The organism is Bradyrhizobium sp., assembly GCF_049798375.1.
GTDB lineage: Bacteria > Pseudomonadota > Alphaproteobacteria > Rhizobiales > Xanthobacteraceae > Bradyrhizobium.
On the sequence record NZ_JBARGP010000114.1, the window covers coordinates 1 to 14,889 of the forward strand.

The 14,889-nt window shown below is 64.2% G+C and carries 14 protein-coding genes; 6 read left to right on the forward strand and 8 right to left on the reverse strand.

Features of this window, described 5'->3' with window-relative positions; translation table 11 throughout:
• From WA702_RS05130 to WA702_RS05160, 7 genes are all read right to left on the reverse strand, one after another.
• Positions 1-655 (reverse strand): DUF1028 domain-containing protein (locus WA702_RS05130; protein ID WP_425109451.1); only part of this gene is annotated, 655 nt, incomplete at its 3' end.
• A 12-nt stretch (positions 656-667) separates the two neighbouring features.
• Positions 668-2,470 carry a gamma-glutamyltransferase family protein gene (locus WA702_RS05135; protein ID WP_425109452.1) on the reverse strand — a complete coding sequence of 601 codons (1,803 nt, stop codon included), beginning with the start codon at positions 2,468-2,470 and terminating at the stop codon, positions 668-670.
• 153 nt (positions 2,471-2,623) lie between these two features.
• Positions 2,624-3,619, reverse strand: a complete 996-nt coding sequence (locus WA702_RS05140) for an ABC transporter ATP-binding protein (RefSeq protein WP_425109453.1) — start codon at positions 3,617-3,619, stop codon at positions 2,624-2,626.
• A complete protein-coding gene (locus tag WA702_RS05145; protein ID WP_425109454.1) occupies positions 3,616-4,602 on the reverse strand; it encodes an ABC transporter ATP-binding protein in 987 nt (328 codons plus the stop codon). The genes WA702_RS05140 and WA702_RS05145 overlap by 4 nt, the downstream gene beginning before the upstream one ends.
• Positions 4,603-4,621: 19 nt before the next feature.
• The gene (locus WA702_RS05150) at positions 4,622-5,596 is read right to left on the reverse strand and encodes an ABC transporter permease (protein ID WP_425109455.1); all 975 of its coding nucleotides are present in this window, start codon (positions 5,594-5,596) and stop codon (positions 4,622-4,624) included.
• 5 nt (positions 5,597-5,601) lie between these two features.
• On the reverse strand, positions 5,602-6,582 hold the full coding sequence (locus WA702_RS05155) for an ABC transporter permease (protein ID WP_425109456.1): 981 nt from the start codon (positions 6,580-6,582) through the stop codon (positions 5,602-5,604).
• Between the two features lie 138 nt (positions 6,583-6,720).
• A complete protein-coding gene (locus tag WA702_RS05160) occupies positions 6,721-8,319 on the reverse strand; it encodes an ABC transporter substrate-binding protein (protein ID WP_425109457.1) in 1,599 nt (532 codons plus the stop codon).
• Positions 8,320-8,818: 499 nt separating this feature from the next.
• Between WA702_RS05160 and WA702_RS05165 the strand changes: the two genes are divergently transcribed.
• Both WA702_RS05165 and WA702_RS05170 read left to right on the forward strand, forming a co-directional pair.
• Positions 8,819-9,079, forward strand: a complete 261-nt coding sequence (locus tag WA702_RS05165; protein ID WP_425109458.1) for a DUF6489 family protein — start codon at positions 8,819-8,821, stop codon at positions 9,077-9,079.
• A gap of 90 nt (positions 9,080-9,169) precedes the next feature.
• Positions 9,170-10,162, forward strand: coding sequence for an alpha/beta fold hydrolase (locus WA702_RS05170; protein WP_425109464.1), 993 nt, complete (start codon positions 9,170-9,172; stop codon positions 10,160-10,162).
• A gap of 130 nt (positions 10,163-10,292) precedes the next feature.
• On the opposite strand, the gene WA702_RS05175 is transcribed toward WA702_RS05170, so the two are convergent.
• On the reverse strand, positions 10,293-11,234 hold the full coding sequence (locus WA702_RS05175; RefSeq protein WP_425109459.1) for an alpha/beta fold hydrolase: 942 nt from the start codon (positions 11,232-11,234) through the stop codon (positions 10,293-10,295).
• 128 nt (positions 11,235-11,362) lie between these two features.
• Here WA702_RS05175 and WA702_RS05180 point away from each other — a divergent pair, with 128 nt between their 5' ends.
• The 4 genes from WA702_RS05180 to paaX all read left to right on the forward strand — a co-directional run bounded on the left by WA702_RS05180 (position 11,363) and on the right by paaX (position 14,764).
• Entirely contained in the window at positions 11,363-11,827 is a 465-nt protein-coding gene (locus WA702_RS05180; protein WP_425109460.1) for a hypothetical protein, read from the forward strand.
• Between the two features lie 118 nt (positions 11,828-11,945).
• Positions 11,946-12,407, forward strand: a complete 462-nt coding sequence (locus WA702_RS05185) for a phasin family protein (RefSeq protein ID WP_425109461.1) — start codon at positions 11,946-11,948, stop codon at positions 12,405-12,407.
• 165 nt (positions 12,408-12,572) lie between these two features.
• Positions 12,573-13,853 carry a DUF445 domain-containing protein gene (locus WA702_RS05190; RefSeq protein ID WP_425109462.1) on the forward strand — a complete coding sequence of 427 codons (1,281 nt, stop codon included), beginning with the start codon at positions 12,573-12,575 and terminating at the stop codon, positions 13,851-13,853.
• 44 nt (positions 13,854-13,897) lie between these two features.
• Positions 13,898-14,764 carry a phenylacetic acid degradation operon negative regulatory protein PaaX gene (paaX, locus tag WA702_RS05195; RefSeq protein ID WP_425109463.1) on the forward strand — a complete coding sequence of 289 codons (867 nt, stop codon included), beginning with the start codon at positions 13,898-13,900 and terminating at the stop codon, positions 14,762-14,764.
• Positions 14,765-14,889: the final 125 nt, after the last annotated feature.

Consider the following 14,889-nt stretch of genomic DNA (forward strand, 5'->3'; position numbering starts at 1 on the left):
CGGTGGTGCCGCCCGGGTTGGCGCGGGTCGGCATGAACGGACTGAAAGCAGTCCAGTGCATGCGGCTGACGCGCTCCAGCCGTTCGAGCTCGGCAAGCGGATCGGCGTGGTCGTCGACGCGCAAATCGAGCGCGGACCATTCCTCGCTGCCATGGATCAGGAGCGCCGCTGACTGCCTGCCGCGCTTGTCGCCCCCGGCGGCTTCGCCCGCCTGGAGCGCCGCGATCAGGCGCTGCGCGAAGGGCAGGGCGCTGGCGCGGTAGGCCGTCGCAGTCTCGTCCAGCACCTGCGGGCCTGCCAGCATGTTGCCGGCGATCGAGACACCATCCCCTGCAAGATGACCGCACCAGTCGATGCAGTCGCGGCCGGTATGCACTGCGATCCGGCCCTGCATGTCGAGGATGTGAAGCTGCCGGCTCTTGCGCCCGGGATCGGCTGCGATGAGCGTCGCGACGATCTCTTGCGGCGATTTGCCGTCGCGCAGCAGCGCAACACCGTCGATGCCGTAATAGGGATTGACCAGCGCCTGCGTCGCGATGCCGCCAAAGCCGGCCGCGATGAATGGCACCCGCGCACCGACCGCAAAGAAACGCGTCGCAACCGCGATGCCGATCTGGCCGGTTGCTTCGTCCTTCGCGATGATCGACCAGGTCATGTCGGGTAAACTCTATCTTCCGGCGGCGTAGCCCTGCATGCCGCGCGGATTGGCGGCGGCACGGCGGCGGCGGCCGATCTTGGACGCCGCGGTGAGGCGGCCTTCCGACCAGGCAGGGCCGACCTCGACGATGTGTCCGCGACGCCTGAGCTCTTCGATCGTCGCCGGCGGCACGCGGTTCTCGACCACCAGCACGCCGGGGCGCGCGGTGCGCGGCCAGAACGAGATCGGGAAATGCTCGGAATGCCAGGCCGGCGCGTCGATCGACTCCTGCAAATTCATTTTCGCATGGACGTGGCGCAGGAAGAACTGCGTGATCCATTGGTCCTGCTGGTCGCCGCCGGGCGAACCCCAGGCCAGATACGGCTCGCCGTCGCGCAGCGCCATGGTTGGCGACAGCGTGGTGCGCGGCCGCTTGCCCGGCACCAGCGCGCCCGGGTGGCCTTCCTCCAGCCAGAACATCTGCGCGCGGGTGCCGAGGCAAAAGCCGAGCTCGGGGATCACAGGCGAGGATTGCAGCCAGCCGCCCGACGGCGTCGACGAGATCATGTTGCCGTCGCGATCGATGATGTCGAAATGCACGGTGTCACCGCGGGTCTCACCGAAGCGGCCGACCGTCGGCTCGCCCGATCCCATCGCGCCGACTGCCTCGCGCACGCCCTCGGCGCGTCGGACCTTCACCTCGGCGCCGAAGCCCTCGATCGTGCCGGGCCGCAAGTCCAGCGAGGCCTGCTCGGTGATCAGCCTGCGGCGCGCGGCATTGTACTCGTCCGAGAGCAAGGTCTTGATCGGCACTTCGGTGAAGTCGGGATCGCCGTAGAACGCCTCGCGGTCGGCGAAGGCGAGCTTGGACGCCTCGATCTGAAGATGGATGAAATCCGGTCCCGTAGGGTCGAGGCCGTCGAGCTGAAAGCCCTTCAGCAGCGCGAGCTGCTGCAAGGTCACCGGGCCCTGGCTCCAGACTCCGGCCTTGCACACCGTGTAGCGGCCGTAATCGTAGGTCAGCGGCGCCTCGACGGTCGGCTGCCAGCGCGCCATGTCGTCGGCGGTGAGCACGCCGCGATGCGGTTGGCCGGAGACGTCCATCACGTCATGGGTGCGGCAGAAGCGATCGATGATCTCGGCAACGAAGCCCTGCGACCAGGCTTTGCGTGCGCGCTCGATCTGCGCGTCGCGGTCGCCACCGATGCTCTCGGCTTCATTCAGGATACGCGTGTAGGTCTCGGCGAGCGTCGGATTGGTAAACAAGGTGCCGGGCTTCGGCACCTCATCGTTGGGCAGATAGACCGCGGCCGAAGTCGGCCAATGGGTGCGGAACAGGTTTTCAACGGTCTGAATCGTGGCCGAGACGCGCTCCACAAGCGGATAGCCGTCGCGGGCGTACGATATCGCGGGCTCCAGCACGTCGCGCAGCTTCACGGTGCCGTAGTCGCGCAGCAGCAGCATCCAGGATTCGAACGTGCCGGGCACCACCGCGGCCAAGAGTCCGGTGCCAGGCACCATGTCCAGGCCTTCGCTCCTGTAGTGCGCGATGGTGGCGCGCGCCGGCGCCACGCCCTGGCCGCAGATCACTTCAGCACGGCCGCGCTTCACATCGTGCAGGATGACCGGCACGTCGCCGCCGGGGCCGTTGAGATGCGGCTCGACCACCTGCAGCACGAAGGCGGTGGCGACGCCGGCGTCGAAGGCGTTGCCGCCCTTCTCGAGGATGGACATGCCGACCGCGGTCGCGAGCCAATGCGTCGACGTGACGACGCCGAAGGTGCCTTCGATCTCGGGCCGGGTGGTGAAGGGATCAGGATTGACGAAGCTCATGGATGTCCCGCTTTACCTTTGCCAAATCCTACGTATGAGCCGTCATTGCGAGCGAAGCGAAGCAATCCAGAACTGCGCACGACGCTCTGGATTGCTTCGTCGCTTCGCTCGCAATGACGACCCATTCTAGTTTTGTCTCAACAGATCCGCAAATCACGCCAGCTCGGTTGCAGCCGCCGGCTGGTTCACCCCATGGCAGGCAACGCCGTCGATCAGAGGCGGTATCTCGCGGCGGCAGCGATCGAAGGCCAGCGGACAGCGCGGATTGAAGCTGCAGCCCGGCGGCGGATCGATCGGATTGGGGATCTCGCCCTTGACCGGAATGCGCTGGCGTCCGGACATCGAGAGGTCGGGCACGGCACCTAACAGCATCCTCGTGTAAGGCATGCGCGGGTTGTTGAAGAGCTCGCGTCCCTCCGCGATCTCGACGATGCGGCCGAGATACATCACGCCGATGCGTGTCGCCATGTGGCGGACGACCGCAAGATTGTGACTGATGAACAGATAGGTCAGGCCCAGCCGGTCCTGCAGGTCGCGCATGAGATTGAGGATCTGCGCCTGCACGGAGACATCGAGCGCCGAGGTCGGCTCGTCGCAGACGATGAACTCGGCCTCGGATGCCAGCGCGCGTGCGATCGCGATGCGCTGGCGTTGGCCGCCGGAGAATTCATGCGGGAACCTCGCGCCGTCGTCCGGATGCAGGCCGACCAGCGTGAGTAGCTCGCCGACGCGGTCCCTGATCTGGCGCTCGCCGTCGATCAGCCTGAAGGCGCGGATCGGCTCGGCGATCACCGCGTCGACGCGGAAGCGCGGGTTGAGGCTGGCGTAGGGGTCCTGGAACACCATCTGGATGCGACGCCGCAGCTTGCGCCGCACGTGGGCCTGACGGGGATCGGTCATCGACACGCCGTCGATGATGACCTCGCCGGAGGACGGCGGTAGCAGGCCGACCACCATGCGCGCCACCGTGGTCTTGCCGGAGCCGGACTCGCCGACGAGCGCGAAGGTCTCGCCTTTTTTGATATCGAAGCTGACGCCGTCGACCGCTTTCAGGAACTCCAGGTGACCGCCTTCGAGCACGCGGTTGAGCCAGGGTTTCGAGACGTCGAACACCCGGCGCAAATTGTTCACCTCGACAAAGCTGCTCATGCCGCGCTCTCGGCAGGCGCGCGATCATAGAGATGACAGGCGACCGCCTGCGTGCCTTGCCGCAGCGGCTCGGGTCGCTCGACCCTGCACCGATCGAACGCAAAGCTGCAGCGCGGATTGAACGAGCAGCCGGGCGGGATCGCCGACAGCCGCGGCATCGAACCCGGGATCTGCACCAGCCGCTTGTCCTCGCCCGCCAGCGTCGGGATCGCGCCCATCAGGCCCTTGGCATACGGGTGCAGCGGGTTACGGATCACCTCCTGCACCGGGCCGATCTCGGCGACGCGACCGGCATACATCACTGCGACGCGGTCGCAGGTCTCGGCGATCACGCCCATGTCGTGGGTCACCAGCATGACAGCGGTGCCATGGTCGCGGCCGAGCCGCTTGATCAGCGCGATGATCTGCGCCTGCACCGAGACGTCGAGCGCGGTGGTCGGCTCGTCGGCGATGATCAGCTCCGGCTCGGCGCAGAGCGCGAGCGCGATCACGACGCGCTGGCGCATGCCGCCGGAAAATTCATGCGGATAGCCGTCGATACGTTTTTCCGGGGCAGAAATGCCGACCTCGGCCAGCAGGTCGATGGCGCGTTTGCGGGCCTGCTGCTCGTTGAGGCTGGTGTGGGTCCTGATGGTCTCGATGATCTGGTCGCCGACGCGATAGAGTGGATTGAGCGAGGTCAGCGGATCCTGGAAGATCATGCCGATGCGCTTGCCCCGCATCTTGCGCATCTCTTCAGGCGGCAGATTGTCGATGCGCCTGCCCGAGAGCAGGATCTCGCCGCCCGAGATGCGGCCGGGCCGGTCGATCAGCCCGATCACGGCCAGCCCGGTGACGGATTTGCCGGCGCCGGATTCACCGACCACCCCTAACACCTCGCCCTTGGCGATGTCGAAGGAGACGCCGTCGATGGCGCGCAAGGTGCCGCGCCTAGTCGCGAACTCGACCTGCAGGTTGCGGACGGACAGAACGGGTGTGGTCATCACATGACGCCTTTGCGCATCATCGCAGTTTTGGATTGAGCGCGTCGCGCAACCAGTCGCCGAGCAGGTTGATCGACAGGATCAGCGCCGCCAGCGCGAACCCTGGGAAAGCGATGATCCACCATTCGCCGGAGAACAGATAATTGTTGCCGATCTGGATCAAGGTGCCGAGCGAGGGCATGGTCTCGGGCATGCCGGAGCCGAGGAACGACAGCGTCGCCTCGGTGATGACCGCGAGCGCGAGGTTGATGGTGGCGATCACCAGCACCGGTCCCGTGGTGTTGGGCAGCACGTGGCGCAGCATGATAACCGGCGCGGGCAGGCCGATTAGCTGGGCTGCGGCGACATAGTCCTTGTTCTTCTCCACCAGCACCGAGCCGCGCACGGTGCGGGCATATTGCACCCAGAAGCTGAGACCAATGGCGAACACCAGCACGCCCAGCATGCTCGTTGAATTCAAATGATTGCCGAACACGGATTTGACCACGCCGTTGATCAGCAGAGCAATCAGGATCGCGGGAAAGGTGAGCTGCACGTCGGCGACGCGCATGATCACGGTATCGATCACGCCGCCGAAATAGCCGGCGGTAAGGCCGAGCCCGATGCCGAGGATGCCGGAGAACACGACGCCGAGCACGCCGACCATCAGCGAGATGCGCAGGCCGTAGAGGATCGCCGAGAGCACGTCGCGACCCTGCTCGTCGGTGCCGAGCAGGAACGGGCTCTGTCCGTCGGCGTACCACAGCGGCGGGATGCGCGAATTCATCAGCTGCAATTGCGCCGGATCGAACGGATTTTGCGGCGTGATCAGCGGAGCAAAGATCGCGAGCAGGAAAAACAGCAGGGTGATCGCGGTCGCGACCATGGTCAGCTTCGAGCGGCGGAACGAATAGAACAAATCGCTGTCGAGCGCGCGCTTCAGCCAGTTGCGGCCCTTCGTCTCGCGGCCCGAGGCGGGCGCTTCTGTGTGATGGTCGGCCACGGTGTCGCTCATGATGATCAGGCCGGACGGCTGATGGTCGAGCGCAAGCGCGGATCGACCACGGTATAGAGGATATCAACCACGAGATTGATGGTGACGAAGATCAGCGAGACCATCATCAGGTAGGCCGCCATGATCGGGATGTCGACATTCTGGACCGCCTGCACGAACAACAGGCCCATGCCGGGCCATTGGAATACGGTTTCGGTGATGATCGCGAATGCAATCACCGAGCCAAACTGCAGGCCGGCGACGGTGATGACGGGAACCAGCGTGTTGCGCAGCGCGTGGCCGAAATGAATGGCGCGCGTGGTCAACCCTCGCGCACGTGCGAAGCGGATGTAATCGGTACGCAGCACCTCCAGCATCTCGGCGCGCACCAGCCGCATGATCAGCGTCATCTGGAACAAGCCGAGCGTGACCGCCGGCATGATCAGCGCCTTCCACCCGGAGACGGTCAACAGGCCGGTGCTCCACCATCCGATCTTGACGGTGTCGCCGCGGCCGAACGACGGAAGCCAGCCCAGCGTCACCGAGAACAAATAGATCAGCAGGATGCCGATCAGGAAGGTCGGCAGCGAGATGCCGATCAGCGACACGGCTTGCAGCAGCTTGGCCAGCACCGTGTCACGCCGCAGTGCGGAATAGACCCCCATCAGGATGCCGCACACCATCGCAAGGATGGTGGCGACGACGGCGAGTTCCAAGGTTGCCGGCAACTTCTCCTTGAGCAGGTCCGCCACCGGCTGGCGGTATTGGTAGGAGACGCCGAACTTGAACTGCGCCGCATCGAACAGATAGCGGCCGAACTGCACGACGACGGGATCATCGAGGCCGAGCGATTTGCGGATATTGGCGCGTTCCGCTGCAGACGTGTCGATCGAGACGATCTGGCTGACCGGGTCGCCGGCGAAGCGGAACATGGCGAAGGAGATGATCCCCACCGCAATCATGACACCGAGGGCCTGCAGTGCCCGGCGAAGCGTGAAGGCGAGCATCTGGTCCTTTTACATCCTCGATCGACTGACATCCTCGATCGACTTGCATCTTCTATCGACGCGGCGCGTAGCACCATGCGTTCGAAATGAAAAGCCCCGAAAGCGAACTTGCTTTGCGGGGCTTTCCAGCTTGAGCGGCTATTCGGATTTGTTGGCCCAGTACAGCAGCACCATGTTGTCGGCACGCTGCACCAGTTTCACCTTTTTCGACACGCCCCAGGCCAGCGCCTGCTGGTGCAGGGGAATGTAGCCGTAATCCTTGATGGCGATCTCATAACCCTGCTTGATCAACTGATCGCGTTTCGCCGTCTCGGTCTCGAGCAGCACCTTGTCGGTGATCGCATCGAACTCCTTGTTGCAGTAGTCGCCGAGATTCGCTTCGCCCCGGCCCGCATCCTTCGGGTCGTCGCGGCAGCCCATGATGTCGTGCATCACGTTTTGCGAATCCATCGAGGATGGCGTCCAGCCCAGCATGTAGAAGGAGGTCTGATAGCCGCCGGGCTTCAGCACCTTGGCGAAGAATTGCGCCTTGGGCTGCGCCAGCAGGTCGACCTTGACGCCGATGCGGGCGAGCATGCCGACCACCGCCTGGCAGATTGCGGCGTCGTTGACGTAGCGGTCGTTCGGGCAGTCCAGCGTCACCTCGAAGCCGTCGGGATAGCCGGCTTCCGTCAAGAGCTTCTTGGCAGCGTCGGGATCGTATTTCGGGCGGGTAAAGTCCTTCGACAAGGCATAGAGTTGCGGCGCGATCATCAGCGCCGACGGCGTCGACAGCCCGCGCATGACGCGGTTCTTGATCAGCTCGATGTCGATCGCCTTGTAGAAGGCCTCGCGGACGCGCTCGTCCTTGAACGGGTTCTTGCCCTTGACGTTGGAGTACAGGAGCTCGTCGCGCTTCTGGTCCATGCCAAGGAAGATGGTGCGCAGCTCCGGCCCCTTCAACACCTGGGCATTCTGGCTGGCATCGATGCGGGCGATATCCTGCACCGGCACCGGCTCGATGACGTCGACTTCGCCCGAGAGCAGCGCCGCGACGCGGGTCGCATCGGAGGCGATAGTGGTGAACACGATTTCCTTTAGATTATGCTCCGGCTTGCCCCACCAGTTCGGATTGACCTTGAACACGGTCTTCACGCCGGGCTGATGGCTCTCGATCGTGAAAGGACCGGTGCCGTTCTCATGCAACGCCGCGTAGCTCGGCGTGGTGGCCGACACCGGCGTCGGCGCCACCGAGTTGTTCTCCTCGGCCCACTTCTTGTCCATGATGAACCAGGTATCCCACTGCGAGGTCAGAATGGGATTTGGCGCATCGAGCTTCACGTCGACGGTGTAGTCGTCGACCTTGCTGAACTTTGCGTCCGCCGGAACATTGGACAGGAAGTTGGAGCCATTGGCCCGCACGCGCTCTGCGGAGAACAGGACGTCGTCGGCGGTGAAGGGATCGCCGTTGTGGAACTTGACGCCCTTGCGGAGGTGAAAGCGCCAATGCGTCGGCTCCAGGGTCTCCCAGCTCTCGGCCAGCGCGGGAACGATCTTGAGATCCTTGTCGCGAGCCACCAGGCCCTCATAGACGTGCGCATGATGCGCAATCGTCGTGGTCTCCTTGAACGTGTAGGGATCGAGCGACTTCAGTGTTCCCTGATTGGCGTAGCGTAAGGTCTGACTCGACGCCGGTGTCGCCACGAAGGCGAGGATCGCGACGGCGGTCGCTATGAGAGAGGTCAGGCGTGACCGCATATGATTAAATTCTCCGCTTGGGCCGCTTGTATTTTTGGCAAGATGGAGGAAGCGCATGCCGCGTCCTGTCATGCATTCGTGAGTGTCAAAGTGTCTGTTGTCTGCGCCAGGGGAGCCACAGATGCCGCGCGCAACGCTGCAAGTCTGGTGCCGTTTCCGGCCAGGCGTCCCGTCGGGCGCGCCTGGTGCGGCTGGTTCAGGCCGTCGGACACCCGACGCGGGCATGTTGCCAGAGATTGCCGGCTGCGGACAAGCCCGCCGTGCCCACCTGGATCGATAATGGTTAGCCGCTGTTGTTACTTCGCAGCGCACGCGAATTCATCTACTTTAGGTAGCCGATCGTTTGCTGCAACGCCTTCCGATCGAGCCGGAGGAGTGCGGTCCGGCAGGTTTGACCGTTGACGATATCAGAGGAATAGCGCGCTTTGCGTACCAAGCTTACTTGCTCAAGGTTGGTTAGCGCAGCGATACTGGCTCAATTGAACAGCGCGGAGTGGACATGAAAGTCAATATCGAGATCGATTGCACGCCGCTGGAAGCGCGACAATTCTTCGGGCTACCCGACGTCGGGCCGATGCAGGTCGCGGTGATGGACAAGCTGCAGCAGCAGATGACGAGCAATATCGACAAGATGAATCCGGAAGCGCTGCTGCAGAGCTGGTTCAGCTTCGACCCCAAACTGGCCGAGCGGTTTCAGGATATGTTCATCAGCATGACGGGGCTCGGTGGCACTCGTTCGAACGACAAGAAGTCGGGCTGAGCTTCGGCCCTGGTTGCAAGATGTCGTGATGGCCAGCCGCGGCGGATGTCGCCTCCGCAGCAGGGCGCGGCCGCCTTGAAGGAGCAGATCATGATCGAGATGCCGCCGTTGCAGTTTGCACCGACCAATGGCATTCGGATGGGCTATTATGCTGCGGGCCCGGTGTCGGACCGGCCGCCGATGGTGCTTTGCCATGGCTGGCCGGAGCTGGCGTTCTCCTGGCGGCATCAGATCAAGGCGTTGAGCGAGGCCGGCATCCGGGTGATCGCGCCGGACCAGCGCGGCTATGGCGCGACTGATAGGCCCGAGGCGGTCGAGGCCTACGACATCGCGCAGCTCACGGCCGATCTCATAGGCCTGCTCGATCATCTCAGGATCGACAAGGCGATCTTCGTCGGCCACGACTGGGGCGGCTTCGTCGTTTGGCAGATGCCGCTGCGCTATCCCGAACGCGTGGCCGGCGTCGTCGGCGTCAACACGCCGCACATGGCGCGCGCGCCGGCCGATCCGATCGCGATCTTCCGCAAGCGCTTTGGCGATATGATGTACATCGTGCAGTTCCAGGATCCCGCCCGCGAGCCGGACCGGATCTTTAATAGCCATGTCGAAGCGACCTTCGATGCCTTCATGCGCAAGCCGCTGCCGCGCACCGAAGCCGGCACAGCTGAGCCGGTTGCAGGCATCGGTGCCGCGCCGAAAGCCAATCTGGCGTTTCCGCAGATGGTCGCGGCCTATGACGCAAGTCGCGACACGCGCCCGCCGATCCTGTCCGACGCCGAGAAGCAGGTCTTCGTCGATACCTTCAGGCGCACCGGCTTCACCGGCGGCATCAACTGGTATCGCAACATGACCCGCAACTGGCAGCGCTCGGAAGGCATCGATGTCACCGTGCGCGTGCCGTCGCTGATGATCATGGCGGAGAACGACGCCGTGCTGCCGCCGTCCGCCGCCGACGGCATGGAGAAGCTGATCCCCGATCTCGAGAAATATCTGGTGCGCGACAGCGGCCACTGGACCCAGCAGGAACAGCCGGAAGAGGTCAGCGCCAAGCTGATCGAATGGCGACGGAGAAGGTTTGGGTGAGGGGCGTCGTTCGCCAAACGTTTCGGCAATTGACCGAAGCCCGCAGCCCAATACTCGGTGTCGTCCCAGCCTCGAGGCCGGGACGACATCTTATTTGTTGCGCCGGCAGCGCATCTTGGTCAGCAGTCTGCTAAGCCGCCTCCGCACTCGCGCCATGCGCATGCGCTGCGATCGCATCGATGATCTTCGGCCACATCCGGATCGGCAATGCGTGACCCATGCCGTCGATCATCAGCAATCTCGCATTTGGGATCGAGGCCGCAGTGTCCTTGCCGCCGGCGGGATGCACCAGCGGATCTTTGGTGCCATGAATGACCAGCGTCGGCGCCGTGACGGCGTGGAGCCGCGCCTTGCGGCTGCCGGAGGCGAGGATCGCCCGCAACTGCCGCCCGACACCCGCGGCATTGAGGCCGCGTGCGAAGCAGCGCTCGGCCAGCGCGCGATCGCGGGCCTCGTCTTCGGGGAAGGAGCCGGCGCGCAGCATCTTCCAGGTCCGCGCGAACCGCGCGAGATATTCCTCTTTGGTCCTCGGCGGCGGCGCCATCAGCATCGCCGCCATCTCGCGGGTCGGCGGCGGAATGCGCGGATTGCCAGTGGTTGACATGATCGACGTCAGCGAGCGCACGCGCTGGGGAAACGAAAGCGCGACCTCCTGCGCGATCATGCCACCCATCGAGGCGCCGACCAGATGTGCCGATGCAATGCCGAGCGCATCCATCAGCCCGACCGTGTCCTTGGCCATGTCGATCAGCCGGTAGGGCGCCGCGACCGGAATGTGGAACAGGCGCAGCTTGATCAATTCGAACGGCGTCAGCCGCTTGCCGCCCTGCAGCGCGCTGGACTGGCCGATGTCGCGATTGTCGAAGCGGATGACGCGAAAGCCGCGTGCAGCCAGTTGTTGGCAGAACTCATCGTCCCAGATCACCATCTGGGCGCCAAGACCCATGATCAGCAGCAGCGGCTTGGCGGCGGCCTCGCCGAAGATCTCGTAGCAGATGTCGATGCCATTGGCGCGTGCGAGCTGCGGTGGCTGATGCGCGGATGAGGTCGAATTCAACGATCCGTCTTGCATGGCGATTGCACCTCTGTCGCACGGTATCCAACGCGAAATGATATCAGCAGCATCTGCCGAAAACAGCCGACTGCGTGATATCATCCGGACGTAGTCTTCGTGAATGGTTTCGGCCAAGGAGAATGCCGATGGTGGACAAGGCTGACGACGCAATCGCATTGTGGCAGCAGATGGTCGGCGAGATGCAGAAGGGCTTTCGGGCCTTTGGCGATCAGCTGTCGCGCGGATCCTCGGAGCAGGTGCCGGCCGGCCCGGATAGCGCGCAGGGACGCCTGGCCGATCTGATGGAGAGCTATTTTGCCGGCATGAACCTGCCGAGCCGGGCGCAGCTCAATGGGCTCTCCGACCGGCTGCAGGCGATCGAGAGCGAGCTGACCGATATCAAGGCACTGCTGCATAAGGCGCTGACGAATTCGAGGCCGATGCAGCAGGACCCGCCCGAGCAGAACGCGCCCAAGCAGAACGCGCCCGAGGATAACGCACAGAAGGCGTCCCAGCCGCGTCCGAAGCGGCCACCTCCGGCGAGGCCCAAGCCGGTTCCGGTCGGAAAGAACGCGCCGTTGGTTCCCGACGATGGCGACAAGCCAAAATGAATGATGCGTCGCAATATTTATGTTGCGTCGCACCATTTTGGGTGGCATAAAGATCACGCCCCGGGCCCCTGTGGACGGGGTGAGCCCATAGCTCAGCCAGATGAGGATGGAGAGACCCATGACCACCGAAACCAGTTTTATGTTCGACAGTTTCAAGCAGGCCTTTGCGCCGGTCACCGACGCGCTGAAGAGCGCGAATGTGCCGGAAGGCGCGCGCGAATTCGTCAAGCAGACGGTCTCGACCGCCAGGGAGCGCGCTGCAGGCGCGTTTGCCGAGTCCGAGAAGGTGTCGGCTGCGATCGAGACCGCCGTGGTCGGCGGCGTCAGCGAGGCTGCCAAGCTCGGCCGCACCGTCAGCCAGGCGATTCACGAGGACGCTGAAGCGTTCCTCGACGGCATCGGCCGGCTTGCCGCCGCCACATCGTTCAGCGAAGCCCTCCAGATCCAGGGTGAATTGGTGCGTTCGCGCAGCGAAGCCGCGCTCTCGCGGGCCAAGTCGGCGTCCGACTATGTCGGCAAGCTCGTCACCGAAGGTGCGAAGACGATGCAGGACAATTTCGCCAAGGCGACCGCCGTCTGATCGGCCTACGTCGATCACAGGTTCTCGGGCCCGCTCAGTGAGCGGGCCCTTTTGCATGCGCCGTCATTGCGAGGAGCGTAAGCGACGAAGCAATCCAGCCTTGCTTGAAGAATATCCTGGATTGCTTCGCTTCGCTCGCAATGACGACGCTGGTATCCTGCCAGCATGACATCAACGTCCACGTTCCAAATACCCGGCGATGCCGCCCGCGCCGCTGATCTGCGCCGCGTCAAGCGGCAGGCCACGCTGGTGCTATCAGGCACGCTGGCGCTGTTCGTCGTTGCAAAGCTGCTGTTGCATCTGCATCCGGCGTTCGGTTTCGTCGCGGCCTTTGCGGAAGCTGCGACCATCGGCGGTCTGGCCGATTGGTACGCGGTGGTAGCGCTGTTCCGGCATCCGCTGGGCTTGCCGATCCCGCACACCGCGATTATCCCGAGCAATCAGCAGCGCATCGCCGACAAGCTCGGCGAGTTCATCGAGCTGCATTTTCTCGAGGCTGCGCCGGTCCAGGCCAAGCTGCGCGAGATCGATTTCGGCGCATTCATCGCCGACTGGCTGCGCGACCGCAAACGCAGCGACGATCTGGCCAGCTTTGCGCTGAGTCTGCTGCCGGAGGCGGTGTCGGCGACCGAAAGCTCGGGGTTGGCGGCCTTCATCAGCCGCCGCGTCATGGGCCAGCTGCAGGCGATCGATCTGGCGCCGCTTGCCGGCTCGACGTTGCATGCCTTCGTTGCCCAGGGCAGGCACAAGGGATTGCTCGACGATCTCTTGCGCATCGTGCACCGGACCCTGAACGAGCCCGAGACGCTGGCGATCCTGCGCGAGCGCATTCGCGCCGAGCTGCCGACCCTGCTGAGACTCTACCGCGCCGACAAGTTCGTGCTGAATCGGATCGTCGCCTCCGCCGGCGCCTTCTTCGAGGAGGTGCGCAACGATCCCAAGCATCCGTTCCGCGGCGAGTTCGACCGCATGCTGCTGGCCTTTGTCGACCGGGTCGGCAACGATCCCGCGACTGCCGGCTGGATCGCCGGCCTGAAGCGTGATCTGCTGGCGCGGCCGGAGCTCGCCGATCTCCTGCGCAACATCTGGGCTAATGTGCAAAACTTCCTCGCCCGCAGCGCCTCCGGGGAAAGCCAAGTGCTGCGCAATCATCTGGCGGGTATGCTGGCCCGGGCCGGCGAGCTGCTTGCCGCTGACGCCGAGCTTCGCGGTGAGATCAATGGTGGCATGGTCACGATGCTCGGCCGCATCGTCGCTGAGCAGAAGAGCGGCGTCTCCACTTTCATCTCCGACCAGGTCAAGTCGTGGGACATGTCGCAGCTGATCTCGCTGATCGAGCTCAATATCGGCCGCGACTTGCAATATATCCGCTTCAACGGCACGCTGATCGGCGGCCTGGCGGGACTCGCGCTCTACACGGCCGAAGTCCTGCTGCGGCTCCTCTGATCGACCGATTTCTCGAAACCGGCGAACCGCGCTATGCGTGGACCATGCCGCCGCCACTCTCCCGCATCATCGATCAGCTCAAGCGCGAGCCCTCGCGCACCGGCTCGATCATCATTACCGTGTTCGGTGACGCCATCGTGCCGCGCGGCGGCGCGGTCTGGCTCGGCACCTTGCTTGCATTCTTCGCCGGTCTCGACATCGACGGCAACGTGGTTCGCACCGCGATGTCGCGGCTGACGGCCGAGGGCTGGTTCGCGCGCAGCAAGGTCGGCCGCAACAGCTTCTACCGGCTCGTACGCAAGGGGGAGCAGACCTTCGCCGCCGCCACCCGTCACATCTACGATGCCCCGTCGCCGGAGTGGAATGGTCGCTTCGACCTGCTCTTGATCGGTGGCGGCGAAGCGCGCGAGGTGGCGCGCGACGCGTTGAAGGATGCCGGCTTTGGCAACCCGTTGCCAGGCGTGTTCGTTGCGCCGGCCGGCCTTCCCGTTCCCGAAGAGGCGGCGGGCGCGATTCGGCTCGACGTCTCCGCCGCGCCGGAGATGGCCCGGCGGCTCTTGGCCGAAAGCTGGACGCTCGACCGCACCGCCGAGGCCTATCAGAAGTTCACGGCCGCCTTTGCGCCGCTGCAGGCTTGGTTGAGCCGCGACGCGGCGCTGTCCGACGCGGACGCCTTCATGGCGCGGATCCTGTTGATCCACCATTACCGGCGCATCGTGCTGCGCGATCCGTTGCTGCCCGCGGAACTGCTGCCGAAGGACTGGCCCGGCCGGGAGGCGAGGGCTCTATGCGGGGTGATCTACCGGACCTTGCTGCCGGCCTCGGAACGATGGCTCGATGCCCACGCCACGGACGAGAATGGTCCGCTGCCCGCGGCCGGAGAAGGGCTGGCGCGCCGTTTCCAGAGCTGACGGTGGTCTGTGAAATATTACAAGAACAGGTTGCATGCGACAGCTTCTGTTATATATTAACGGCAACCAAGTCCTGGGAGGACGCCGCATGTACACGCAGGCGCTGAATGCGCCCGAGGAGGGCA

Coding starts and splice junctions, on each gene's coding strand:
- WA702_RS05160 (WP_425109457.1), bottom strand. CDS start 8,319: ATGCGGTCACGCCTGACCTCTCTCATAGCGACCGCCGTCGCGATCCTC.
- paaX (WP_425109463.1), top strand. CDS start 13,898: ATGCCGCCGCCACTCTCCCGCATCATCGATCAGCTCAAGCGCGAGCCC.
- WA702_RS05140 (WP_425109453.1), bottom strand. CDS start 3,619: ATGAGCAGCTTTGTCGAGGTGAACAATTTGCGCCGGGTGTTCGACGTC.
- WA702_RS05155 (WP_425109456.1), bottom strand. CDS start 6,582: ATGCTCGCCTTCACGCTTCGCCGGGCACTGCAGGCCCTCGGTGTCATG.
- WA702_RS05185 (WP_425109461.1), top strand. CDS start 11,946: ATGACCACCGAAACCAGTTTTATGTTCGACAGTTTCAAGCAGGCCTTT.
- WA702_RS05190 (WP_425109462.1), top strand. CDS start 12,573: ATGACATCAACGTCCACGTTCCAAATACCCGGCGATGCCGCCCGCGCC.
- WA702_RS05150 (WP_425109455.1), bottom strand. CDS start 5,596: ATGAGCGACACCGTGGCCGACCATCACACAGAAGCGCCCGCCTCGGGC.
- WA702_RS05175 (WP_425109459.1), bottom strand. CDS start 11,234: ATGCAAGACGGATCGTTGAATTCGACCTCATCCGCGCATCAGCCACCG.
- WA702_RS05180 (WP_425109460.1), top strand. CDS start 11,363: ATGGTGGACAAGGCTGACGACGCAATCGCATTGTGGCAGCAGATGGTC.
- WA702_RS05170 (WP_425109464.1), top strand. CDS start 9,170: ATGATCGAGATGCCGCCGTTGCAGTTTGCACCGACCAATGGCATTCGG.
- WA702_RS05145 (WP_425109454.1), bottom strand. CDS start 4,602: ATGACCACACCCGTTCTGTCCGTCCGCAACCTGCAGGTCGAGTTCGCG.
- WA702_RS05135 (WP_425109452.1), bottom strand. CDS start 2,470: ATGAGCTTCGTCAATCCTGATCCCTTCACCACCCGGCCCGAGATCGAA.
- WA702_RS05165 (WP_425109458.1), top strand. CDS start 8,819: ATGAAAGTCAATATCGAGATCGATTGCACGCCGCTGGAAGCGCGACAA.